Here is a 22,383-nt window from a genome sequence, read left to right as displayed (position 1 = left end):
ATTCATAGATGCATGTAAGCAAGGAGGCCCCGTGCGCCGTACCAAGGAAGAAGCCCTCGAAACCCGCGCCGCGATCCTCGACGCGGCCGAAGCCGTGTTCTTCGAACGCGGCGTCGGCCAGACGTCGCTGGCCCAGATCGCAGCGGCCGCCAAGGTGACGCGCGGCGCCATCTACTGGCACTTCTCCGGCAAGGTCGACCTCTTCAAGGCCATGCAGGACAGGGCGCGGCTGCCGCAGGAGACGTTTTTCCACTCCGGCGAGATGACCCACTCGGACAGTTGCCTTGATCTTCTTTACACCACGACGCTCGACGCGATCAGGGGCTTTGCCACGGACGCGCGGGCGCAACGCGTCTACACCATCATTTTATTGCGATGCGAGTATGTCGGCGAGATGCGCGAGGCGCTGGTCAGCCGCCGGGCCGACGACGACCGGATGAAGCGCGTTCTCATCGAAGTCTTCGAGCGGGCGGCGCTGCTCGGTCGGCTCGGACGGGCCTGGACGCCGGCACTGGCAGCCAACGCCTATTTCTGCGCGATTGTCGGCCTGTTTTCGGAATGGTTGCGGTTGGAGCAGGAGTTCGACCTGCTCGCGACGGCAACGCCCCTGATGGACGGTCTCTTCGACAGTTTTCGCGCCTGAAGAGAGAAGAGCCTCAGACCGCTGCCGCAGCGTCGCGCGCGAGGCTTTCGACGAGGCGGACGAAATCGGCAGCAGCGTCCTCGACCCGTCCCGAATTGTCGATACGGTGCGGCCCGTGGGCACCCGCGGGGATGTCGAGATCGACGTTCCGGGCCAGCCGCGCCTCGATTTCTCCGGCGCTTTCACGGCCACGCGCGGCGATCCGCTGGACGAGGAGTGCCCGCGGCGCCGTGATCTCGATGACATGCAACGCGGCAAAGCGCGCGGCAGCGGGGCCCAGCGCGCGGCGCGAGACATTCGCGACGACGGCGTTTCCGCCTTCGCAGTGGGCGACGAGCGAGCTGGGCAGGCCATAGCGCAGGCCATGGGCCGCCCAGCTGAGGCAGAAGGCACCGTCGCGCTCGGCGGCCTCGAAGGCTGTTTCGTCGAGACAGTCATGGTCCTCCGCCTCGACCTGCGAGACCCGGGTAATCACCCGGCGGGCAAAGCGGATGTCTTGCCGCAGATGCGGCCGCGCCAGTGCCAGGATCGTGTCCTTGCCGGCGCCGCTCGGTCCGACCACGGCGATGAACGGACCGTGGATCCGACCATCGACAGCGTCAGGCAACGCGGCGGCCCTCGCGGAGGACGGCGCGCACCACCGGCGCCTCGGATGCCACCGGCCGGACGCGCACGAGATCGGCGCGCTTGCCGACGGCGATCTCGCCGCGATCGGTGAGCCCCACCGCGTCGGCCGGGTTCTTCGTCACCAGGCGGATCGCCGCCGGCAGGTCGGCCTCGTTTGCGCCGAGCTGGAACGCCGCCTGGATCAGGCTGAACGGCACATAGTCGGAGGAGAGAATGTCGAGGACGCCGGCCTTGCCAAGGTCGAAGGCCGAGATGTTGCCCGAATGCGAGCCGCCGCGCACGACATTCGGCGCGCCCATCAGCACCTTCAGCCCCGCCTCGTGCGAGGCGCGCGCGGCCTCCATGGTCGTCGGGAATTCGGCCAGCGCGATGCCGAAGCTGATCGCTTCGGCGACATGGGCAAGCGTCGCGTCGTCGTGCGAGGCCAGCGCGATGCCTTCCTCGCGGCAGCGGCCCGCAATGTGGATGCGGCTCGCCGGCGCATTGGCCTCGGATTCCTCGATTCGGCGGCGGCAGAAAGTGTCGAACTCGGCATCCGACAGCTTCATCTTGCCCTGGTAGTAGGCACGGTAGGTCTCGATGTCGACGAACTGGCGCTGGCCGGGCGCGTGATCCATCAGCGAGGCCAGCTTCACCAGTTCGTTGCCCATCATCGCCTCGAAGCCCTCGACGACGTCCGCGGCCGAAACCTCGCAGCGCAGATGGATGAAGTGATCGGCGCGCAGCCGGTCCTCGGCGACAGAGCGCGCGATGGAGTCGGCCATGTCGCGCATGTCGCGGGCGCCGATGTCGGCATTCTCGTCCATGCCGACGCGCAGCGCGTCGAAGACGGTGGTGATACCGGAGGAGGCGATCTGCGCGTCATGCGCCTGGATCGCTGCGAGCTTGTTCCAGCGCACCTTCGGCCGCGGCAGATAGTGGCCTTCGATGTGGTCCGTGTGAAGTTCCACGAGGCCGGGAACGAGCGTGTCGCCGCCCATGTCCTCGCCCGTCGCCGGGCCCTCGCCGATGGCCGTGATCAGACCGTCGCGCAGGACGAGATGGCCGTCGACGACGCGGTCGGAGAGGACGATGCGGGCGTTGGAAAGTACGGTCTCATGGGACATCGAAAAAGCTCTGGCAGAGGACGCTCAACGCGCGTCGAAGGGATGAAGCGAATGGACGCGAAAAGGCTCGCCGGGAGCCGGTTCGACGAACAGCGCGAGGCCGTCGACCAACAGGGCGGCGCCTTCGAAGGCGGCGAAGCGATCGGTCAGCAGGGCATGGACGGTCTCTGTCTGCGCCTCGTCGACGGGACCGGTCAAGGTCATGTGGAAGCGGAAATCCTCGAAGACAAAGGGGTAGCCGAAATCCCGGAGGTGCGTGCGCTGGCGTTCGCTGAGATCCTGCGGCCGGCGCTTGGCGATCTCGGCGTCGGTCGCCGCGCGGCGAAAGGGTTCGAACGTCCGCACCGTGTCGGCTTCCAGTTCGGCAAGGTCGAGGCTCGGTGCGGAAGGCACCAGGGCGAAGAACCGGCCGAGCCGCGCCAGCTGGATCGCGGGCAGGCGAACAGCCTGTCGCGCGGCGGCAAAGCCGGCCAGACTCTCGTCCAATTCCGCGAGGTCGAACCCTTTGGCCAGCGTGAAGGGCGCGCGCATCGTCGCGTGAAAGCCGTAGCGGGCGGGCCCGGCAACGAGCGGGTCGATGACGGGATCGGCGGGCCGGGTCGCGGCGCCGTGAAAAGCGTCGCGGCCGAGCCATTCGCCGGCCGCGCGCGCCAGTGGGGCCGCGGCCGGCGGCGTGAAGTAGATCGCAACGCGCAAGGCCTACGTCACCCGCTTGCGCAGCTGCTGGGAGAGAAGATCGGTCAGGATCACGGTCAGCACCACCAGAATGAGGACCGCGGCCGCCTGCGAATAGTAGAAGCCGCGGATCGTCTCGAACATCACCTGGCCGATGCCGCCGGCGCCGATGAGGCCGAGGATGGTCGCGGCCCGGACATTCGATTCGAACCGGTACAGCGTATAGGACATCCACAGCGGCAGAACCTGCGGAATGACGCCGTACACGACTTCCTGCAGCTTGGAGGCGCCAGTGGCGCGGATCGCCTCGACGGGCCGTGGGTCGATCGCCTCGACCGCCTCCGAGAACAGTTTGGCCAGAATGCCCGTGGTGTGGATGAAAAGCGCCATGACGCCGGCAAAGGGCCCGAGCCCGACGGCGACGACGAAGAGGACGGCGAAGACCACCTCGTGGATGGCGCGAAACATGTCCATGAGGCGCCGCGTCGGCTGCCTTATGTACCAGGGGGTCATGTTGCTCGCCGACAGGATGCCGAAGGGCACGGCGAGAATGGTCGCCAGCACGGTTCCCCACAGCGCGATCTGCACCGTGACGATCATCTCGCCGACATAGTAGTTCCAGTCCTTGAAGTCTGGCGACAGGAAGCCGGAGGCGTATTGCGCCATGTTGTCGGCATCGGTGAAGAGATAGGTCCAGCGACCCATCTCCGCCGGCCCCCAGCTCCAGACGAGGGCGATCGCCAGCGCCCCCCAGGTGACGTAGGTCCAGGCCGTTTCGGACCAGCGACGCTCGATCATCGGCTTGGCTTGGGGAAGGGCGGTCTCGGACATGGAGGCTTTCTGGGTGAGGGTGAGGGTTAGTGGTGTGGCTGGCAGGAGGTGATGCTCCCGTGTGAAGAGGGGCGCCAGACACCCGAAACTTCGTCATCCCGGACTTGATCCGGGATCCATTTCAAACCGTCGAACGAGATCGAGGACGGCCGGCCTTCCATTCTGGACCGACTTGTTCTGGACCGACTTGGCAGTGACACGGCCTCGGCATGGATCCCGGCTCACGGCCGGGATGACGAGCCTGTGGTGTGCGCGCCTCGGTGCCGGCAGAGTGGGTCTCGGCAGCAGAGCGCGCGGCCGTCGCCGGCCGCGCGCAGCATCGGTTTCGGGCTTACGCGCCCTTGGCGATCTCGGCTTCGAACTTCGCCCTCTCGGCGGTCAGCTTGTCGATCTCGGCTTTCTTGGCGTCGTCCGTCAGCGTCTTGTCGGCCTCGATGCCGGCGATCTTCTTGGTCACTTCCATGACGCGGATCGGCAGCAGCTGGGCATCGCTGGAAGCGCGGAACGGTGCCCACGCAAGGCCGGCCAGCACCTTCTTTTCGGCCTCGACGTCGCCCTTCGAGCGCTCGGTGCCGTAGTCGAGGAAGAAGGCCTTCAGCTTCTCCTTGGTCGTGTCCGGAAGATCCTTGCGCCAGACGATCGGATCGGACGGGATCAGCGGCGACTTCCAGATGACCTTGAGGTTCTTGAAGGCTTCCGGCTGGTTCTTCTCGATCAGCGCCAGGCTTTCCGTGTTGTTGGCCGCGGCGTCGACCTGGCGATTGGCGACAGCCATCGCATTGGTCTCATGGTTGGCATTCGTGACGTTCTTGAAGCACTCCTTCGGGTCGATGCCCTTTGCGGCGAAGATGAAGGTCATCGGCACGAGGAAGCCGGAGGTGGAGTTCGGATCGCCGATGCCGAAATTGAGCGACTTGTCGCAGGTCAGGAGATCGTCGACGCTGTTGAGCTTGCTGTCGGACGGGGCGAGGATCAGGCTGTAGTAGCCAGCGTCGCCATTGGCGGCGACGGTCTGGACGAAGACCTCGCCTTCGGCGCGGTCGACGGCTTCCATGGCGGACTTGTTGCCGTGCCAGGCCACCTGGACCTTGTCGAAGCGCATGCCTTCGATGACCCCGGCATAGTCGGAGGCGAAGAAGGGCTTGATGTCGAGGCCGGTCTGCTTGGACATGTCGGCCAGGAAGGGCTCCCAGACGGTCCGCAGGTTCGACTGGGATTCGGTCGAGATGATGCCGAAGTTGATCTCTTCGGCGAGCGCCGAGGTCGTAAGACCCGCAGCGAGCGCGAGGGCGGCGATGCCCTTGATGATAGGGTTCATGATCGTCTCCGTAGGGTTCAGGGGAAGGCGTCAGGCGGTGTGCCAGGCAGAGGACAGGGCGCGCATCTCGGCGGCGATGTCGCGCGTCGGTTTCAGGTCGCGGGCAGGCTCCGCGTCCGGCAGGATCAACTCCTCCGAGGAGGTGCCGTAGAGCTCGCGCAGGAAATCGTTGGTGAGCGCGAGCGAGGGGCCGTCGAAGACGACCACGCCGTCGCGCATGGCGATGGTGCGGGCGCAATAGCGGCGGGCGTATTCGACCTGGTGGAGTGACACGACGGCGGTGATGCCGTCGGTCCGGTTGATCTCGGCGATGAGGTCCATCACGCGCCGTGCCGAGGAAGGATCGAGCGAGGCGATCGGCTCGTCGGCGAGAAGGATCTTCGCCTTCTGCACCAGCGTGCGGGCGATGGCGGCGCGCTGCTGCTGGCCGCCGGAAAGCGTCGAGGCCCGCTGCCAGGCGACTTCCGGGATGCCGACCCGGCCGAGCGCTTCGCGCGCCAGCGCCTTCTCGGCGCGGGAGAAGAGGCCGAGCGTGCCACGCCAGGACGGGATGCGCCCGAGGAGGCCCGTCAGCACATTGGTCAGGACCGGCAGGCGGCCGACGAGGTTGAACTGCTGGAAGATGACGCCGATCTCGCGGCGCATCTGGCGGGCATTCCCGTCCAGCCTGCCACCGACCTGCAGCGGCCTGCCGAAGATCTCGACGCGCCCGGCGTCGCGCTCGTTGTGCTCCAGGCCGGCGATGATGCGCATCAGGGTCGACTTGCCCGAACCCGAGGCGCCGATCAGCGCGACCATCTCGCCGGCCGAGATCGAGATGTCGACCGAGGATAGAGCCTGTTTCTGGCCAAAGCGCTTCGAGACCTTTTCGACGCGGATCGCATTCATGGGTGTTCTCCAGCCTGTCGGCATTCTTCGTCCGCCACCGTTCGGAGGAGCATCTCTGACGCCATTCCAGAACGACGTCAGTGGCACTTCCGCCGCTGCGTTGGCTTAGGCCTAGACCTCTTCCATGTGAGCGGGATGACAACCCGATGACCGTTCGATGACGTCGAAATAGGCAGTTATATCAAGAGATAAACGCAAGGATGCGGTGCGGCTGCGCGGGGCGCGGCACGCTGGTTTTGCGAAGATGACAGGGAGGCCGGATTGGCTGGCCTGTTGCCTGGGGTGGCGGTCGATTGCCGAGGCGACGGCGGCGTCTCAGTTCTCGTAACGGTCGAGAAATCTCGCTGCGTCGAGGCTGCGAAAATCGTCGAGCGTTTCGCGCAGCCGCTCATGCGGCCAGTCCCACCACGCGAGCCGATCCATCCGCACGGCGATCCCCGGTGCGAAGCGTGGCCGTATGAGCCTGGCCGGAACACCGCCGACAATGGTGTAGGGCGCGACGTCCTTCGTTACGACGGCGCCGGAGCCGACGACCGCGCCATTGCCGATCGAGACGCCCGGCAGGACGGTCGCGCCATGGCCGATCCAGACGTCGTGGCCGATCCGCACTTCCCGCGCCCGCCGCGCGGCGAAGAAATCCACCTCGTTCTCGGCATCGTCGAAATAGTCGCCGGCGCGGTAGGTGAAGTGATGCAGCGTCGCCCTGTTCATCGGATGGTGCGTGGCGTTGAGGCGTACCGAGGCGGCGATGTTGGCGAACTTGCCGATCACCGTGCCCCAGACGGCGCAATCCTCCATCAGGTAGGAATAGTCGCCGAGCGTCGTCTCGGCGACGCGGCAGCGCTCGCCGATCTCGACATAGCGGCCGAGAACGGTGGTTTCGACCGCGGCGGTCGGGTGGATGTGCGGGGTGTCGGCCGAGAGGCGGGCCATCACGCGGCCTTTCTGACGGAAAAGCCGGTGACGTCGATCACGCGCGTCGCGACGCGGGCGCGCACTTCCCTGTCGTGAAAGATGCCGAGGATCGCGACGCCCCGGGCGAGCTTGTCCTCGATCATCGCGGCGACGACGTCGCGGTTGGCGGCATCGAGCGAGGCCGTCGGTTCGTCGAGGAGGAGGATGCGGTGATCGGTGATGAAGCCGCGGGCAATGTTCACCCGCTGCTTCTCGCCCCCGGAAAAGGTCGCGGGCGGCAGGTCGAACAGCGCCTTCGGCAGGTTCAGCCGCGCCAGGAGGTCGCCGGCCCGCTCGCGGGCTGCCCCGGCATCGACGCCGCGGGCAAAGAGCGGCTCGGCGACGACGTCGAGCGCCGGCACGCGCGGCACCGCGCGCAGGAACTGGCTGACATAGCCGATGCTCTCGCGCCGAAGTCGCATCACGAGGCGCGGATCGCCCGAGGCGAGATCGGCCATCCGGTCCTCGCCGTCGACGACGAGGATACGGCCGCCGTCGACGGCATAGTTGCCGTAGACCATTCGCAGGATCGACGACTTGCCGACGCCCGAGGGACCGCCGAGCACGGCGCATTCACCCGGATGAAGCGCAAAGGAGACGTTCTCGACGACGGGCAGGGTGATGCCGCCGCGCAGGTGCACGGTGAAGGATTTTCTAACGTTCTCGACCGAGAGGACGGGGCCGCCCGGGAAAGCGGCTTCCCGACCGGCTTCGATGGTCCGGTAAACGGTGTCGGTCATCTCAGCTCTCCGGGATCGAGGCGACGAGGAGTTGCGTATAGGCGTGCTGGGGATCGTCGAGCACGCGGTCGGTGAGACCGGACTCGATGACGTGCCCGTCCTTCATGACGATCATCCGCTGCGACAGGAGCCGCGCCACGGCGAGGTCGTGGGTGACGATCACCACCGCCAGGCCGAGATCGGCGACGAGCTGGCGCAGGAGATCGAGGAGACGGGCCTGCACCGAAACGTCGAGGCCGCCGGTCGGCTCGTCCATGAAGACGAGGCGCGGCCGGGTGACGAGGTTGCGGGCGATCTGCAGCCGCTGGCGCATGCCGCCGGAAAAGGCGACCGGCTGGTCGTCGATGCGGTCGCCGGCGATCTCGACGCGGCCGAGCCAGTCGGTCGCGGTCTCGCGGATCTGGCCGTAATGCCGCTCGCCCACCGCCATCAGTCGCTCGCCGACATTGGCCCCGGCCGAGACGCGCATGCGCAGCCCGTCCGCCGGGTTCTGATGCACGAAACCCCAGTCGGTGCGGGCGAGAAACCGCCGCTCGGCCTCGGTCAGCGCATCGAGATCGCGCGTTTCGCCGTCGCGCATGCGGTAGAGCACGGCGCCCGAGGTGCGCGGCAGCCGGGCCGAGATGCAGTTGAGCAGCGTCGTCTTGCCCGACCCGCTCTCGCCGACGATCGCCAGCACCTCGCCCGGCCAGACGTCAAGCGAGATGTCCTCGCAGCCGATGCGTCCGCCGTAGGTTTTGGTGAGGTGGCGGACGGAGAGGATGGGAGTTTCTTTGAAAGAGCTGGTCATCCGCCGGACTCCAGAGTGTGGCGCGTGAAATGGATGGACCGAGCGTCGGTCCGATCGAATCTGAAGCAAGTCGGACTCTCGACACCAGCTGAATATTGTGTATTAAGTGCATAACAACTGGGGGCGCGATGAGTGCGAAACGGGCGGTCGAAAGCCCGCGTGACATTGCGAAACGGCTTCTGATGGAAGGTTATGTGCGGCGGCCGGGCAGGGGCGACCATGTAAACTTCGTCAAGACCGGTTCGCCGATCGTGACGCTTGATATAGGCAAGCGAGAAATCCCGATCGGCACGTTGCGGGCGATCTATCGCGCCGCCGGCTGGAAGTGGTGATCCGTTCGCATCGGCTCGGTGGGGGTGGCGGAGCCGAGCAGCGGAGAACGAAGGAAACGCGGGATGAGTGTGGTTGTCGCACTGGTGCATGGAGAACCTGGCACCTACGGGATCTCCTTTCCGGACTTTCCGGGCGCGAGTTCGCTGGGCGAGACTATGGCCGAGGTGATGGAGCGGGGCCGCGAAGCGCTGGCGAGCCACATCGAGGCAATGGTCGAGGAGACTCGGTCCATGCCCGTCTTGCGGACACTCGACGTTCTGCAGGCCGATCCGGCCTTTGCCGAGGATTTTGGCGATGCGGCCGCGGTGGCCCTTGTTGATGTCGATCTGCCAGGTCGGTCGGTCCGCCTGAATATTTCGATGGACGAGACGCTGGTCGACCGCATCGACCGGCGCGCCAGGGCACTCGGTGAGACGCGGTCGGGCTTCCTGGCATCGGCCGCGCGGGAGCGACTGGCATATAAGAGCTGAGTGCGACTTCACTCCGCCGCCTCCTCATAACTGTCCGGCCCGCCATCGCCGGCATGCCCCTCGGCCCGCCGCGTCTCACAATGATCGGTGTCGGAGCAGACGAACATGCGTCCGCCCCGGTCGTCGGTGATCACCTCGTCGAGATAGACGCCGCGGGCCGCGCAGAGCGCGCAGGGTTTCTCGAAATGCTGGATCTCGAAGGGGTGGTCCTCGAAGTCGAGGCTGACGACGTTGGTGAAAGGTGGAAGGGCGTAGATGCGCTTTTCGCGGCCCGCGCCGAAGAGCTGCAAGGCGGGGCTCCTGTGCATCTTCGGATTGTCGAATTTCGGGATCGGCGAGGGGTCCATGACGTAGCGACCCTCGATCTTGACGGGATAGGCGTAGGTCGTGGCGATGTGGCCGTGGCGGGCGATGTCCTCATAGAGCTTCACATGCATCAGCCCGTATTCCTCGAGCGCATGCATCATCCGCGTCTCGGTCTCGCGCGGCTCGAGAAAGCGCAGGGGTTCGGGGATCGGCACCTGGTAGACGAGCGTCTGGCCCTCCTTCAGCGGCATCTCCGGAATGCGGTGGCGGGTCTGGATGATGGTGGCATCGCCCGTCCTCGTCGTCGTCGCGACACCAGCGGTCTTTTCGAAGAAGGCGCGGATCGAGACGGCGTTGGTGGTGTCGTCGGCGCCCTGGTCGATCACCTTCAGGACGTCGTCCGGCCCGAGGATGGCCGCCGTCACCTGCACGCCGCCGGTGCCCCAGCCATAGGGCATCGGCATTTCGCGCGCGGCAAACGGTACCTGGTAGCCGGGAATGGCGATCGCCTTCAGGATCGCGCGGCGGATCATCCGCTTGGTCTGCTCGTCGAGATAGGCGAAGTTGTAGGTGGGAAGCGCCGCCGTCATCGTACCGGGCCTTCTGTCAGGATCGAAGCCGCGGCGAAGCGCGAAGGAAGACGAGAATGGAAGGCAGCTGGATCGCCCTCGGCGAATTGGCCGTGGTCCTCTGCGGTTTCGCCGCGGCCTGGTATTTTCTGAAGCGAGGAGACCGCTAGGGGGCCGCATCGCCGTCCAGAGAATATTTGCTCGTCAGGCTGATCCGTACAATAATGTCCGGAGGGCGGGCCCTGTCGGGAAGTGACGCGATGACGCGCGAAGCCTTGTTGCGGGAATTGCGCGCCTTTGCCCGAGCGCACTAGCTGAAGTTCGAGGTCGACACCAAGCTTGGCAAAGGAAGCCACTATCGCGTGACCCTCGGCGAAAGGCGGACGATCATTCAGTCCGGCGACCTCGGCCCGCTGCATGTCAGAACGATCAAGCGCCAGCTTGGCATCGAGAGAGAAGGAAACGCCATGCGCCTGATCTATCCCGCCCGACTGGAAGCTGATCCTGAAGGCGGTTTCGTCGTGACCTTTCCTGATGTGCCGGAGGCGATCAGCGGCGCGGCCACGCGTGACGCGGCGATTGCCGGAGCGAGCGAAGTTCTCGGCATTGCCTTGCGGTGGGCGTTGCGCGACGGCCGAAACCTGCCGGCCGCTTCCGATGCCGGAGGCGACTTCGCCATCCCCGTCGGGGCAAGCGACGCGATGAAACTTGCCGTCTGCGAAGCATTCCGGGACAGCGGCATCAGCCAGGCTGAACTGGCGCGGCGGCTTGGCAAGGACGAGAAGCTGGTGCGCCGAATTCTCGACCCGGACCATCCGACCAAGCTCGCCATGTTGGAGACAACGCTTGTCTTGCTCGGCCGGCGCGTGGTGATCGAGACAATCGCCGCCTGACCTCGTCGATTTCTCGACCCGTTCTTGACCATTCATTCCGCTGCATCCTTGAGATCATCTGCGGCTGCGGCATGCTCGGCGCGCATCCGGCGGACGAGGTCGAGCTCGGCCTGGAAGTCGACGTAGTGCGGCAGCTTCAGGTGCTCGACGAAGCCGGTCGCCTGGACGTTGTCGGAATGGGCGATGACGAACTCCTCGTCCTGCGCCGGGGCGGTTCGCTCCTCGCCGAACTCGTCCGCCCTCAGCGCCCGGTCGACGAGGCTCATCGCCATCGCCTTGCGCTCGGACTGCCCGAAGACGAGGCCGTAGCCGCGGGTGAACTGCGGCGGCTCCCTGGCCGAGCCCTTGAACTGGTTGACCATCTGGCATTCGGTGAGGCGCACGCGCCCGATCGGCACGGCAAAGCCGAGCTCGGGCATGTCGACCTCGACCTCGACGAGGCCGATGCGGATCTCGCCGACGAAGGGATGGGTGCGGGCGTAGCCGCGCTGGGTCGAATAGGCGAGCGACAGGAGGAACCCCTCGTCGCCGCGGGCGAGGGCCTGCAGGCGCAGGTCGCGCCCGGCGGGAAATTCCAGTGGCTCGCGTGTCAGGTCGCCGGGCTCGGGGCCCTCCGCCGCGGCATCCGGCTCGATCAGGCCCTCGTCGCCGAGAAGGTCGGTGACCCTCGGGCAAGGGGCGTCGCCCGGTTGGAGGGGACGGCGAAGGCCGGCCTCGACCGGATCGTCGCCGGCCATGGCCGGATCGATCAGGCGGTGGGTGTAATCGAAGGTGGGCCCCAGCAGCTGCCCGCCCGGCAGATCCTTGTAGGTCGCCGAGATGCGCCGCTCGATCGCCATCTTGCCGGTGTCGAGCGGGACGGCGGCGCCGAAGCGCGGCAGTGTCGTGCGATAGGCGCGCAGGAGGAAGATCGCCTCGATGAGATCGCCGCGCGACTGGCGCACGGCCATGGCGGCGAGTTCGACGTCGTAGAGCGAGCCCTCGGCCATCACCCGGTCGATTCCCAGCGAGAACTGTCCGGCGATCTGCTCCAGCGACAGCGCCGGAACGGTGCGGTCGCCGCGGCGCCGGTCGGCGAGCAGCTGATGGGCATTGGCGATGGCGGCCTCGCCACCCTTGACGGCGACGTACATCTCAGGCGCTCCGGATTTTCGTCGTGCGCGGCAGGCCGATGACCTGGCTGCCGGCGACGAGGAGGACGTCGACGCCGCGGGGAAAGAGGGCGTTGTTGATCGCCCAGTCGGCGAAGAAGACGGGGGACAGCGACTTTGGCGCGATGCGCGCTGATGTCTCGATGCCGGGACCGGAAAGCCGCAGCGCCGGCCCGCCGTCGAGCGATTCCAGCATCACGATGAGGGTCGCCGAGCGATCGGGATAGTCCGGGGTGCCGATCGCGAATGTGCTGAGATTCGGTACGTCTGCCCGAGCCGAACAGACGGCAAAGCGGGCCCTGGCAGGATCGGCGACGAGAATCGCGCCGGTCTGGAAGGAGACCCAGCGACCCGCCTCGCCGTCGTGGCGCAGGCCCTCGTCGAGCCAGACCGGCGTGTCGTAGTCGGCGAGCGCGGCGAGAATGCTGGCGGCCGCCGGCGCCAGGACATGCGGCGCCCGGACGCGGGACCCGAGATCGACCGGGGTGCCGGGTCGCGACATCGCCTGCATCACGCCCGCGAATATCGCCTGGGAATCGAAGACCGGATTGGTGAAGCCGCCATCGACGCCGCTGCGCGAAGAGGCGCGGTCGTTGCCATTACTCTCGGACGTGCTCATCAGTCTTCTCCTCTGACGACGGTGAAGAAGTCGACGCGCGTCGCCTGCGTCTCCTCGGCACGCTGCCGGTCGTCCTGGGCTTGCGCCGCCAGGACCGGCTCGACGATCTCGGCGCCGATGCGCTCGCGCCATTCCGGCCGCTGGAAGGCGGCATCGAGGATCGCGGCCAGTTCCGCCCGCGCCAGGTCGCGGCCGAGCACCATGGCGTGGCCGACTTCGCCGGAGCCGAGCCGCACCGTTGCCCGGGTGACGCTCGCCTCGCCGAGATTGAACGGCGCGCCACCGCCACCGATGCGCCCGCGCAGCATCACCAGACCGGCTTCGGGCCCGCGCAACGCCGTCGCCCGCATGCTGCCGCCAATGGCCCGCCAGCCGGCGGCGAGGACGGCGGTGTCGGCGATCGCGAAGGCCGCCATGGCGCGCCGTCGCCTTGCGATGTCTAGCGTCTGCTGGCCGGGAGAAGCATCTGCCATGTCTGTCCCTATTTGTCTATTTGTATAGACATCTACATCTGATGTCTGGTATCTACCGGCAAAGCCGTGACAGCACAATGACACTCGCTGCATTTCACGGAATTTCGCGGACGAGAGAGGGACAGGCCAGTGATCGCAGGGGATGAGGGCATTGCCCGTTGGCGCAAGGTGGCGGACGCGATCCGGGCCATGATCGCCGACAGCGAGGGGGCGATGGACCAGCTACCGGTCGAGGCGGTGCTGGCCGATCGGTTCCAGGTCAACCGCCACACGGTGCGGCGGGCGATCGCGGTCCTGCAGGCCGAAGGCATCGTGCGGGCCGAGCGCGGTCGCGGCACCTTCGTCGAGCGCCGGCCGGCGCGAATCGCCTATCCCGTCGGCGCGCGGACGCGGTTCTCGGAGAACATCACCAGCCAGTCGCGCCAGCCCGCCGGCCGGCTGATCTCCTCGGGACGCGAGCCGGCGACGGCAGCGATCGCCGGGGAGCTGGGGCTGAAGCCCGGCGCGCCGCTGCACCGGCTGGAAACGCTGAACGTCGCCGACGGCCTGCCGATGTCGATCGCCACGTCCTGGTTTCCGGCCGAGCGCTTTCCCGGCATCATCGCCGCCTATGCCGAGACCGGCTCGATCACAAGGGCGCTCGCGGCCGAAGGTGTCGACGACTACCGACGCAAGGAAACCCGAGTCTCCGCCGCCAGGGTCTCGGCCCGCGACGCCGAGCATCTCGCCTGTCCCGCGGACGCCGTGGTGCTGGTCACCGACTCGGTCAATCTCGACACGGAGCACCAGCCGATCCAGTTTTCGCGTGCGCGATTCCTGGCGGACCGGATCGAGATGGTGTTCCGGACCTGAGCGTCCGCCCGTCCTCGGTGCGGAACACCCAGGCGGAGATCGTGCCAGGTGCCCGGACGGCGGCATCGGCAGGAACCCTTCGTCGGCCGGGGATGTTCGGCTGAACGGCACCGCGACAGGATCTTACGACTCGTGACCAGCCGGAAATGCAAGGAGCAACGATGGAAAAGCTGCCGGACGAACCCAACCAGCGCATCGGCAAGCCGTGGCCGCCGTTCATGGACTATATCTTCGATGCCAACATGACCGATGGCACCGTGCGCATGATCGGCTCGATTGCGGTGTTCGCGATCGTGCTGGGAGCGGTGTTCTGGATGCTGGACTGAGGGTGCTGCGGGCTTCGTGACAGAGACGAATTCCTCATGTGCCTCCGTCCTCCCGGGCTTGAACCGGGATGAAGTCGAAATTTCCGAGCCGGGTCGAGCGCCGTCGACCCCCTCCTGAACCGAAGGATTGGGAGAGTGCCTCGGCATGAGGCCCGGCTCAAGGCCGGGCTGACGAGCCTGCGAGGGTCGCGCCAGGAAGCCGCCTGACGTCCGCGGATAGACCCGCTCGTCAGCCTATTCCCTTCGAGATTGACCTACAGCCAGATCGGGTTCGACCAGGCCTGCTTGCCGGCCTCGTCCATCACCACGACGCGGCACCAGTCGCCGGTGAAGCGCTCGATCGGCAGGTCGGCATGGGTGAGCGCCTCGCCGCCGACGTACTCGGCGCGGCTGCCGCGGCCGACGATGGCGACGCCGGCGGCGGGCGCGCAGTCGACGCTGATCATCTTGCCGGCGACGACGATGTTCTCGATCACCGGGCCGCGCGAGGAGTAGAAGGCGCCGGCCTTCATCGCCGAAAGCAGCGCTTCCGGCTCGTTGGCTTCCGCCTTCACCATCATCCAGCCGCCGAGATAGTCATGGCTCTTGAAATGCGCGTCGTCGGCGGCGTAACCGGTCAGGCGATGACCTTCCGACAGGAGCGCGTCGAGAAGGGCCGTGCCGTCGGGCCGGTCGCATTCGAGATGGCAGCCGGTATTGTAGACCTCGACGGAATGGGCAATGCCGGCCATCTGCCGACCGTCCTCGATGGTCAGCTGCGACCACTGCGGATGGGCGATGCCGAGAAAGGCGCCGGCCGCGACCGCCCGCTTGGCGAGAGACACCGCATCCTCGCCATCACCGAGCTTTTCGAAGTCCAGGGGCAGGCCGCAGGCCAGGAGATGCCAGAGCTCGCCATGGCTGTTCTGAAGCGCGTGGATCTCCGCGCCGAAGATCGTGGTGAAGTCCGCGGTTCGATAGGCCGTGGTGTCGACGACGGGGAAGCCGAAGCGCTCCATGAAGTGATCGGAGAGGCAGAGGAAGTCGTAGCCCGCCTCGCGATAGGTACGGCAAACCTCTTCCGGTGTGCGCACGCCGTCCGAGGCGGTCGAATGGGTATGGATGTTGCCCCTATAGAATTGCCCGGGATTGGTGAAGGCGGTCTGTCCCATGCATGCTCCGATTCTGCTGATGCGGCGGACCTTAGCGAGGCTCCTTGTCGGCGTCATGACGGACTAACATCCCACGCGAGCGCACACGGGCCGCGTCGCCGCAGCCCGGCATGACGATCGCGCGAGACGTTTTGCTTCAGGTTGACGACCGTCGATTCCCTTCGTAAGCCAGAGCTCCGGACTGGGCACCCGGGAGGAGGCGAGGCATTGAATTCGCAGACTTTGATCGCGCGGCCCGAGGGCGGCGCGGATATGACCCGCGATCGCATCGCAGCGCTCAAGAACGGCCTGCAGGACGGGTTGATCGGCTGCGAGGCGCTGGTCGAGCGCCTCCTGATCGGGCTTCTCTCCGGTGGCCATCTCCTCGTCGAAGGCATGCCGGGTCTTGCCAAGACACGCGCCGTCAAGCGCCTGGCCGAGGGCCTCGAAAGCACCTTCCACCGCATCCAGTGCACGCCCGACCTGATGCCGGCCGACATCACGGGAACGCCGATCTGGCAGCCCGACCGCGGCGGCTTCGAGTTCGCGCCGGGCCCCGTCTTCGCCTCCCTCGTTCTCGTCGACGAGATCAACCGCGCGCCGCCGAAAGTGCAGTCGGCGCTGCTGGAGGCCATGGCGGAGGGCCAGGTGACCGCGGGCGGCGAGACGCACCGGCTGCCCGACCCGTTCATGGTCGTCGCCACGCAAAATCCGATCGACCAGGAAGGCACGTTTCCGCTGCCCGAGGCGCAGCTCGACCGGTTTCTCATGCATGTCGTCGTCGGCCTGCCCGATGCCGCCGCCGAGCGGCGCATTCTCGATCTCGTCGAGGCGGAGACGGTCATGCATTCCGGCGCCATGGCGATGAAGCTGACGCTGGCCGAGGTGCGCGCGGCGCGCGAGGCGGCGATGGCGGTGCACCTTTCGCCGGCGATCAAGGATTTCATCGTCCGCCTCGTCACCGCGCCCCGCAGCGCGCCGAAGGATTCCGACATCGGCAAGGCGATCGAGCACCCGGCCTCGCCGCGCGGCACGCTGGCGCTCGCCGCCGCCGCCAAGGCGCGGGCCTATCTCCAGGGTCGTGACTACGTCATGCCCGAGGACGTGTCGGAACTGGCGCCCGACATCCTGGCGCACCGCACGCTGCTGACCTGGCGCGCCAGCGCCGATGGCGCGACGCCGCGCGGGGTGATCGCCATGCTGCTCGACCATGTCAGGCCGCTCTGAGGGCCGCGCCGTGGACAGCGCGAGCGGGGCGGGGCCCGGAGGGATGGGACCTGGCCCTTCCGGAACCAGCCTTGCGACCGAGCACCTGTTGTGGATGCGCCACCTCATCGAGGCCGGCGAGGCCGGGTCGGGGGCACGCACGATGATGCTGCCGGGCGGCATCGTCACGCGCCGGCGTGGCCGAGGGCTGGAGACCGACGACATCCGTCCCTTCATGTATGGCGACGACGTCCGCCACATCGACCGCAACACCACGGCGCGCACCGGCCGGCTGCATGTGCGCACCTTTCGCGACGAGCGCGAGCGCTCGGTTCTGCTCGTGGCCGATTTTCGGCCGTCCATGCTCTTTGGCACCAAACGCGCCTTTCGCTCGGTGGCGGCGGCGGAGGCCCTGACGCTTGCCGGCTGGCGCGTCGCGGGGCAGGGCGGCCGTGTCGGCGTCTTCGCCGGAACGGGGCGCCAGAGCTTCTTCCACCGGCCCGGCGCCGGCGACCGCGCGATGAAGGCCGTTGCCGGGCGGCTCGCTGCGGCCCATGCTGCCGCGCTGGCCGCGCCCGGTCCCGTCGAGGATCCGCCGCTCGCCGCGATCCTCGAATCCGCCGCCCGCGCCCTGCCGCATGACGGTACGCTGCTCGTCGCCACCGCGCTCGATCATCCGGGTGCCGAGTTCGACGCGGTCATGCGCGATATCGCGCACAAGGCCGCCATCGACGTCCTTCTGGTCGCCGATGCCTTCGAGATCGAGACGCCGGAGGGCAGCTATCCCTATCTCTCGGCGGACGGCCGGCGCGAAATGGGCGAGATCCGCGGGCTCCCCTCGACGCGCGACGTCGACCGGCGGCTCCGGCGGCTGGAGCTTCTCGGCGCCCGCGCGCTCCTCGTCGACGCCGCGCTGCCGCCGCTGGATCTCGCCGGTCTGATCGAGGGCTTCGATGCAAGACGCCGATAAGATCCTCGCCGCGCTCCGGCCGCCGCATCTGCCGCCGGCCGCCAGCGCGCTGACGCTCGGCGACCTCGCTTTGCCCATCGCGCTCGGCCTTCTGCTGGCGCTGGTGGTGGCGCTTCTCTGGCCGACACGGATCAAGGGTCGGCGCCGGGTTCGGATGAACGTCCTCGCCGAACTCGCCGCCGCGCGGTCGCTGCCGCCGGAGGCGGCGGTGGTGGCCGAGGCGCGGCTCCTGCGCAAGATGGTGGTGGCGCGGGACGGGACGGCCGCCGCTCTCGCCGGGCCCGACTTCGCCACCGCCTGCGACCGGCAGTTCGGCACCGACTTTTTCACCGCGGGTCCGGGACGCCGGTTGACCACGGCGCTCTATGCGCCGGGCGGCGCATCGGAAGCCGAGGACATCGGCGCGGGGCTGGAAAGCCTCTTCCGCGGCATCAGGGCCTGACGATGGTCGCGCCCTCCGCCTTCGACTTCGCCTGGCCGCTGGCCTTTCTGCTGCTGCCGCTGCCGTTTCTCGCCATGCGCTTTCTGTCGCCCTCGGGCGAGGCGGGCGGCGCGCTGCGTGTGCCGGAGACGCTCGTCGCCGATTTCGCCGACGGGCAGGCGGTCCTCTCCTCGCAGAAGCGGCGCCTCGTTCTGTCCTGGCTGCTGTGGATCCTGCTGGTCCTCGCCATCGCCGGTCCACGCACGGTGACGGCCGCGCCCGCCGCGCCCGCTTCCGGCCGCGACATCGTGCTCTCGCTCGACGTCTCCGGCTCCATGGAGCGGCCGGACTTCGAGGTGGCCGGCGAGAAACGCCGGCGCATGGACGTGTTGAAAACCCTGGCGCGGACCTTCGTCCTCGGCCGCGCCGGGGACCGTATCGGTCTCGTGATCTTCGGCGAGCGGGCCTATGTCGCCGCGCCCCTGAGCTTCGACGTCGCGGCGGTGGCGAAGATCGTCGACAGCCTCGATGTCGGCCTTGCCGGCCGCTCTACCGCCATCGGCGAAGGGCTGGGTCTCGCCTTGAAGAAGCTCTCCGACAGCGATGCGCGGTCGAAGATCGTGATCCTTCTGTCCGACGGCGCTCAGAATGCCGGGACCGTGCAGCCGGGCTCGGCGGCGGAACTGGCCAGAACGCTCGGCATCCGCGTCGACACCATCGCCATGGGGCCGATCGATCTCGGACAGGGCCAGCGCGGCGACGAGGGCGTCGACGTCGCGACGCTGTCGGGCATCGCGGCCGAGGCGGGGGGCACCGCCTACCGCGTGCGCACCACCGAGCAGCTGACCGAGGTCATGGCCTCGATCGATGCGCTGGAGACAAGCCCAAGCGACGCGCCCGCGACGATCGTCCATGCCAGCCTCTGGCCCTATCCCGGCGCGCTGGCGCTCGGCATCTCCGGGCTGATGATGCTCGGCCGGAGAGGACGGCGATGATCGCGGTCGGCGAATTCGGCCTGCTCCGGCCGTTCTGGTTTCTGGCTCTGCCGCTGGTCCTCGTCCTGGCGGGCCTCGCGGCCCGGCGGGTTGCCGCGCTCGGCGGCTGGACGAAGGTGATCGACCCCGCATTGTTCGACGCCATCGCGGCGCGTGGCGCCGTCGTCGCCGGGCGGGGACGGCGCAGCCTGACGCTGGCGGCGCTGGGCGCGCTGATCGCGGTGGCGCTGATCGGCCCCGCCGTCGAGCGGCCTGCGATCGACAGTTTTCGCAATCTCGACGGCACGGTCGTGGTTTTCGACCTGTCGAAATCGGTGGCGGAGGCGGCGGGTTTCGAGACGGTGCGCAGTGCCGCGCAGACGGCGCTCGCCAACTCCGGCACGCGTCAAGCGGCGCTCGTCGTCTATGCCGGCGAGGCCTTTCTCGGCAGTCCCTTCACCTCGGACCACGCTGCGCTGTCGCGCACGATCTTCGGCCTCGATGCCAAGACCGTGCCGGTCGCCGGCTCGCGCCCTGCGTTGGCGCTCGATCTGGCGCTCGATCTCCTGCAAGGGGCCGGCGTCGTCGCCGGCGACATCCTGCTCGTCTCCGACGGCGGTCATTTCGGCGAGGAGACGCGGGCTTCGGCCTTGCGCATCCGCGATGCGGGCTTCCGCATCGACACGCTGGCCGCTCCGTCGGCCGTCGGTCGCGACGGCAATCCGGGCGAGCTCGCGGCGCTGGCGGCCCTGACCGGCGGCGTCTCGGGCGATGCCGAGACTCCGGACGCTCTCGCCGCCGCGCTCGCCGACAATGCCGCGCGGCGGATCGGCGAGAGCGAGTTCCAGGCGCTGGCCTGGCTCGATCTCGGGCCGCTGCTGCTGGTGCTGGCGCTGTTCCCGGCGCTGATGCTGTTCCGGAGGGCGCTGTGATGCGGATGCTTCTCGTCCTGGCGATCGCCCTCTGTTCCGCCGTCTTCGCTTTTGCGGGGGAGGGCCGCGAGAGCGTCGCGCGCCTCTTCCTCGCGGCGGGAATGCCGGGGATCGCGGCAAGCCTCAGCCATCAGCCCGCTTTTGCCGGCTACGCGCTTCTGCAGGCCGGCGACTACGTCGGGGCGGCCCAGTTGCTTGCCGAGCTGCAGGACCCGGTCTCCACCTACAATCGCGGCGAGGCGCTGGCGCGGCTCGGCGATGTCGGGGCGGCGCTGGAGTCCTACGACCGGACGCTCGCCTCGCACCATGTCACGCGCTCGCTCGTCGCCGATGCCGGCGCCAACCGGCAGCTCCTCCTCGCTTTGGCCTCGCTCGACCTGCAGGGCGGCGGGCACGCCTCGACGAATGCTGCGGCCTTCGGCGAAAAGGATCGGTCGAGCGGCGATCCGAACGACGGCGGCTCGGAGACGGCGACCTCTGGCGCCGGCCGCGCCGGCGACAAGGAATCGGATTCGCAGGCCAAGGCGCCCGGCGGCAGCCGTGTCGCCCGACTCGGCAAATCGCGCGAGGGCGACGGCTCCGGCGTCGGCGACGCGCGCGGCTCGGCTGGCGATGCGGGCGGTGCCGGCCGTTCCGGCGGGCAGGCGAGCGCGGCCGTGATCACCATGGCCGAGATGCAGCGCAACGTGCAGAAGCGCGCCGAGGAGCGCTCGGTGCCGGCCACGAAGCAGTGGCTGAAGACACTGACCGACGATCCCGGCGCCTTTTTGAAACTGCAGCTCGTCGCCGAGATGGAGCGGCGCAAGCGTGAGGGGCTCGCCCTCGACCCGCTGGCAGACACCTGGTGAGCGCGATGAAGAAGCTCCGCCGGGTTCTGTTCGGGCTTTCTGTCGTCGCGGGCGTCGGCCTCGGCGCCGCGTCGGCCCATGCGGGCGACAGGCCACCCGAGGCCTTCGGCGAGGTCAGTTTCGAGATGCCGGAAGGCGGCGCCTATGCGCAGGAAATGATCACCATGGTGGTCCGCTTCTATTTCAAGACGCGGGCGACGACCGAGCAGATGGAACAGCCGAAGCTCGAAAAGCTCGGCTGGGTGCAGCTCGGCCGCGACACTTGGGCGCCGACGAAGATCGGCACCGCCAACTGGTTCGGCGTCACCCGCCGCATCGCCGTCTTCGCGCCCGAGGCCAAGACCTACGACATTCCGCCCTTTACCCATCATGTCACCCTGATCGACGCGGAGGGCGTACGCTGGAAGGTCGATGCCGTCTCGAAGCCGGTGCAGCTTGAAATCCGCAAATGGACCGGCAAGACGGACGGGCCCGAGGACGAGGACGTCTGGTGGCTGCCGGCGCGATCGGTCGAGATCAAGGACAGCTGGACGGTCGATCCGACGGCGCTGAAGGCCGGCGAGACGACCCGGCGGCGGGTGGACGTCACCGCGGTCGGCACACTCGCCGAACAATTGCCGCCGATGATCGACACGCAGTCGCCGGGGCTCGTGGTCTTTCCCGGACCCGTCGAACGGCGGACCGAGATCGTCGACGGCCTGCCCGTCGCCCATGCCGCCTACACCTACGACATCCGGCCGCACACCGGCGATCCCGTGATCCTGCGCGAAGTGCTGGTGCCTTGGTTCGACACGGCTTCGCGGGCGATGCGCCAGGCGATCGTGCCGGGTGCCAATGTCGGCGAGGGGATGGTCATTCCCGGCACGCCTTTGACCGACAGCCCAGCCGCGACGGGATTTTCGCCGGCGCTGGCAGGGCTCCTCGCCGGTGCGATGGCCTTCCTCTTCGGAATCGCCCTGCTGCTCGTGCCCGGGCAGCGCGACCGCGAACCGGTGGTGGGCCGGCTCGTCCCGGCCTGGAACGGTTTCCGGCGGACCCTTGCGGTCCGCTCGGCAGCCTGGCGCGGAGAGGCAACCGCGCTCCGCGTGGCGATCTACCGCCTGGCGCGCGAAGACGGGACGGCCGGCCGCGCCTGGCTGGGCGAGCCTGCGGTTGCCGAGGCGATCGCCCGCCTCGATGCCGGATTGTTCGGCCGGGAAACGGCTGACGTCGCCGGATCATCGCTGACGCGTATCGCCGCGACGGTTCTGCGCGTCCGAGCCGATCTCGCCAGGGGACCGGCCGAGGAGGCCCCGACCGGCATGGCATCGCCTTTCGGGAATTAACCGCGATTCCAGC

The 22,383-nt window shown here is 68.0% G+C and carries 27 protein-coding genes; 13 read left to right on the top strand and 14 right to left on the bottom strand.

Annotation, left to right across the window (positions count from 1 at the left end; all coding sequences use genetic code 11):
* The first annotated feature begins 31 nt into the window (after positions 1-31).
* On the top strand, positions 32-643 hold the full coding sequence (locus tag Sa4125_RS15975; RefSeq protein ID WP_223999401.1) for a TetR family transcriptional regulator: 612 nt from the start codon (positions 32-34) through the stop codon (positions 641-643).
* 13 nt (positions 644-656) lie between these two features.
* Here Sa4125_RS15975 and phnN read toward each other — a convergent pair whose 3' ends face one another.
* From phnN to phnK, 9 genes are all read right to left on the bottom strand, one after another.
* On the bottom strand, positions 657-1,250 hold the full coding sequence (gene phnN / locus Sa4125_RS15970; protein WP_223999397.1) for a phosphonate metabolism protein/1,5-bisphosphokinase (PRPP-forming) PhnN: 594 nt from the start codon (positions 1,248-1,250) through the stop codon (positions 657-659).
* Positions 1,243-2,376 (bottom strand): alpha-D-ribose 1-methylphosphonate 5-triphosphate diphosphatase, encoded by a 1,134-nt coding sequence (locus Sa4125_RS15965; protein WP_223999395.1) that lies wholly within the window; start codon positions 2,374-2,376, stop codon positions 1,243-1,245. Before Sa4125_RS15965 ends, phnN begins: the two co-directional genes overlap by 8 nt.
* 24 nt (positions 2,377-2,400) lie before the next feature.
* On the bottom strand, positions 2,401-3,072 hold the full coding sequence (locus Sa4125_RS15960; RefSeq protein ID WP_223999392.1) for a DUF1045 domain-containing protein: 672 nt from the start codon (positions 3,070-3,072) through the stop codon (positions 2,401-2,403).
* Between the two features lie 3 nt (positions 3,073-3,075).
* Positions 3,076-3,882, bottom strand: coding sequence for a phosphonate ABC transporter, permease protein PhnE (gene phnE / locus Sa4125_RS15955; RefSeq protein WP_223999390.1), 807 nt, complete (start codon positions 3,880-3,882; stop codon positions 3,076-3,078).
* Positions 3,883-4,213: 331 nt separating this feature from the next.
* Positions 4,214-5,200: a phosphonate ABC transporter substrate-binding protein gene (gene phnD, locus Sa4125_RS15950; protein ID WP_223999388.1), complete on the bottom strand. Its 987-nt coding sequence runs from the start codon at positions 5,198-5,200 to the stop codon at positions 4,214-4,216.
* A gap of 30 nt (positions 5,201-5,230) precedes the next feature.
* Positions 5,231-6,088: a phosphonate ABC transporter ATP-binding protein gene (gene phnC, locus Sa4125_RS15945; RefSeq protein ID WP_223999387.1), complete on the bottom strand. Its 858-nt coding sequence runs from the start codon at positions 6,086-6,088 to the stop codon at positions 5,231-5,233.
* 315 nt (positions 6,089-6,403) lie between these two features.
* On the bottom strand, positions 6,404-7,021 hold the full coding sequence (locus Sa4125_RS15940) for a DapH/DapD/GlmU-related protein (protein ID WP_223999385.1): 618 nt from the start codon (positions 7,019-7,021) through the stop codon (positions 6,404-6,406).
* Positions 7,021-7,782: a phosphonate C-P lyase system protein PhnL gene (gene phnL / locus Sa4125_RS15935; protein ID WP_223999383.1), complete on the bottom strand. Its 762-nt coding sequence runs from the start codon at positions 7,780-7,782 to the stop codon at positions 7,021-7,023. Before phnL ends, Sa4125_RS15940 begins: the two co-directional genes overlap by 1 nt.
* 1 nt (position 7,783) lies before the next feature.
* Positions 7,784-8,572, bottom strand: coding sequence for a phosphonate C-P lyase system protein PhnK (phnK, locus tag Sa4125_RS15930; RefSeq protein WP_223999381.1), 789 nt, complete (start codon positions 8,570-8,572; stop codon positions 7,784-7,786).
* Between the two features lie 128 nt (positions 8,573-8,700).
* Here phnK and Sa4125_RS15925 point away from each other — a divergent pair, with 128 nt between their 5' ends.
* Both Sa4125_RS15925 and Sa4125_RS15920 read left to right on the top strand, forming a co-directional pair.
* On the top strand, positions 8,701-8,904 hold the full coding sequence (locus tag Sa4125_RS15925) for a type II toxin-antitoxin system HicA family toxin (protein WP_223999373.1): 204 nt from the start codon (positions 8,701-8,703) through the stop codon (positions 8,902-8,904).
* Between the two features lie 63 nt (positions 8,905-8,967).
* Entirely contained in the window at positions 8,968-9,375 is a 408-nt protein-coding gene (locus Sa4125_RS15920; RefSeq protein ID WP_223999371.1) for a type II toxin-antitoxin system HicB family antitoxin, read from the top strand.
* An 8-nt stretch (positions 9,376-9,383) separates the two neighbouring features.
* Here Sa4125_RS15920 and Sa4125_RS15915 read toward each other — a convergent pair whose 3' ends face one another.
* Positions 9,384-10,271: an alpha-D-ribose 1-methylphosphonate 5-phosphate C-P-lyase PhnJ gene (locus Sa4125_RS15915; protein ID WP_223999369.1), complete on the bottom strand. Its 888-nt coding sequence runs from the start codon at positions 10,269-10,271 to the stop codon at positions 9,384-9,386.
* Between the two features lie 446 nt (positions 10,272-10,717).
* Between Sa4125_RS15915 and Sa4125_RS15905 the strand changes: the two genes are divergently transcribed.
* On the top strand, positions 10,718-11,143 hold the full coding sequence (locus Sa4125_RS15905; protein ID WP_224007859.1) for a type II toxin-antitoxin system HicB family antitoxin: 426 nt from the start codon (positions 10,718-10,720) through the stop codon (positions 11,141-11,143).
* Between the two features lie 32 nt (positions 11,144-11,175).
* On the opposite strand, the gene Sa4125_RS15900 is transcribed toward Sa4125_RS15905, so the two are convergent.
* The 3 genes from Sa4125_RS15900 to phnG are packed head-to-tail and all read right to left on the bottom strand — an operon-like array spanning position 11,176 to position 13,386.
* On the bottom strand, positions 11,176-12,276 hold the full coding sequence (locus Sa4125_RS15900; RefSeq protein WP_223999367.1) for a carbon-phosphorus lyase complex subunit PhnI: 1,101 nt from the start codon (positions 12,274-12,276) through the stop codon (positions 11,176-11,178).
* Between the two features lies 1 nt (position 12,277).
* Positions 12,278-12,913, bottom strand: a complete 636-nt coding sequence (gene phnH / locus Sa4125_RS15895) for a phosphonate C-P lyase system protein PhnH (RefSeq protein WP_223999365.1) — start codon at positions 12,911-12,913, stop codon at positions 12,278-12,280.
* Positions 12,913-13,386, bottom strand: coding sequence for a phosphonate C-P lyase system protein PhnG (phnG, locus tag Sa4125_RS15890; RefSeq protein WP_223999361.1), 474 nt, complete (start codon positions 13,384-13,386; stop codon positions 12,913-12,915). The genes phnH and phnG overlap by 1 nt, the downstream gene beginning before the upstream one ends.
* A gap of 129 nt (positions 13,387-13,515) precedes the next feature.
* On the opposite strand from phnG, the gene phnF reads away from it, so the two are divergent.
* Together phnF and Sa4125_RS15880 are read left to right on the top strand one after the other, a co-directional pair.
* The gene (phnF, locus tag Sa4125_RS15885; RefSeq protein WP_223999359.1) at positions 13,516-14,238 is read left to right on the top strand and encodes a phosphonate metabolism transcriptional regulator PhnF; all 723 of its coding nucleotides are present in this window, start codon (positions 13,516-13,518) and stop codon (positions 14,236-14,238) included.
* Between the two features lie 161 nt (positions 14,239-14,399).
* Positions 14,400-14,564 (top strand): hypothetical protein, encoded by a 165-nt coding sequence (locus Sa4125_RS15880; RefSeq protein ID WP_223999357.1) that lies wholly within the window; start codon positions 14,400-14,402, stop codon positions 14,562-14,564.
* A 254-nt stretch (positions 14,565-14,818) separates the two neighbouring features.
* Here the strand turns inward: Sa4125_RS15880 and Sa4125_RS15875 are convergent, their stop codons facing one another.
* On the bottom strand, positions 14,819-15,715 hold the full coding sequence (locus Sa4125_RS15875) for a CehA/McbA family metallohydrolase (protein WP_223999355.1): 897 nt from the start codon (positions 15,713-15,715) through the stop codon (positions 14,819-14,821).
* Positions 15,716-15,967: 252 nt separating this feature from the next.
* Here Sa4125_RS15875 and Sa4125_RS15870 point away from each other — a divergent pair, with 252 nt between their 5' ends.
* From Sa4125_RS15870 to Sa4125_RS15840, 7 genes are read left to right on the top strand one after another with little or no spacing between them, the layout of a single operon-like run.
* Positions 15,968-16,921: an AAA family ATPase gene (locus Sa4125_RS15870; RefSeq protein WP_223999347.1), complete on the top strand. Its 954-nt coding sequence runs from the start codon at positions 15,968-15,970 to the stop codon at positions 16,919-16,921.
* Between the two features lie 43 nt (positions 16,922-16,964).
* Complete coding sequence (locus Sa4125_RS15865) at positions 16,965-17,870, top strand: DUF58 domain-containing protein (RefSeq protein WP_223999346.1); 906 nt, start codon at positions 16,965-16,967, stop codon at positions 17,868-17,870.
* Positions 17,854-18,312 carry a DUF4381 family protein gene (locus tag Sa4125_RS15860; protein WP_223999344.1) on the top strand — a complete coding sequence of 153 codons (459 nt, stop codon included), beginning with the start codon at positions 17,854-17,856 and terminating at the stop codon, positions 18,310-18,312. Before Sa4125_RS15865 ends, Sa4125_RS15860 begins: the two co-directional genes overlap by 17 nt.
* Before the next feature lie 2 nt (positions 18,313-18,314).
* Positions 18,315-19,286 (top strand): VWA domain-containing protein, encoded by a 972-nt coding sequence (locus Sa4125_RS15855; RefSeq protein ID WP_223999342.1) that lies wholly within the window; start codon positions 18,315-18,317, stop codon positions 19,284-19,286.
* On the top strand, positions 19,283-20,197 hold the full coding sequence (locus Sa4125_RS15850; protein WP_223999335.1) for a VWA domain-containing protein: 915 nt from the start codon (positions 19,283-19,285) through the stop codon (positions 20,195-20,197). Before Sa4125_RS15855 ends, Sa4125_RS15850 begins: the two co-directional genes overlap by 4 nt.
* Positions 20,197-21,045, top strand: a complete 849-nt coding sequence (locus Sa4125_RS15845; RefSeq protein ID WP_223999334.1) for a hypothetical protein — start codon at positions 20,197-20,199, stop codon at positions 21,043-21,045. The genes Sa4125_RS15850 and Sa4125_RS15845 overlap by 1 nt, the downstream gene beginning before the upstream one ends.
* The gene (locus Sa4125_RS15840) at positions 21,042-22,370 is read left to right on the top strand and encodes a BatD family protein (protein ID WP_223999333.1); all 1,329 of its coding nucleotides are present in this window, start codon (positions 21,042-21,044) and stop codon (positions 22,368-22,370) included. The genes Sa4125_RS15845 and Sa4125_RS15840 overlap by 4 nt, the downstream gene beginning before the upstream one ends.
* The last annotated feature ends 13 nt before the right edge of the window (positions 22,371-22,383 follow it).

The sequence above is a fragment of the Aureimonas sp. SA4125 genome, from assembly GCF_019973775.1.
In the GTDB taxonomy this organism is placed as follows: Bacteria; Pseudomonadota; Alphaproteobacteria; order Rhizobiales; family Rhizobiaceae; genus Plantimonas.
The sequence above is the reverse complement of the archived record's forward strand: the minus strand, read 5'-3'. Positions and strand labels throughout refer to the sequence as shown.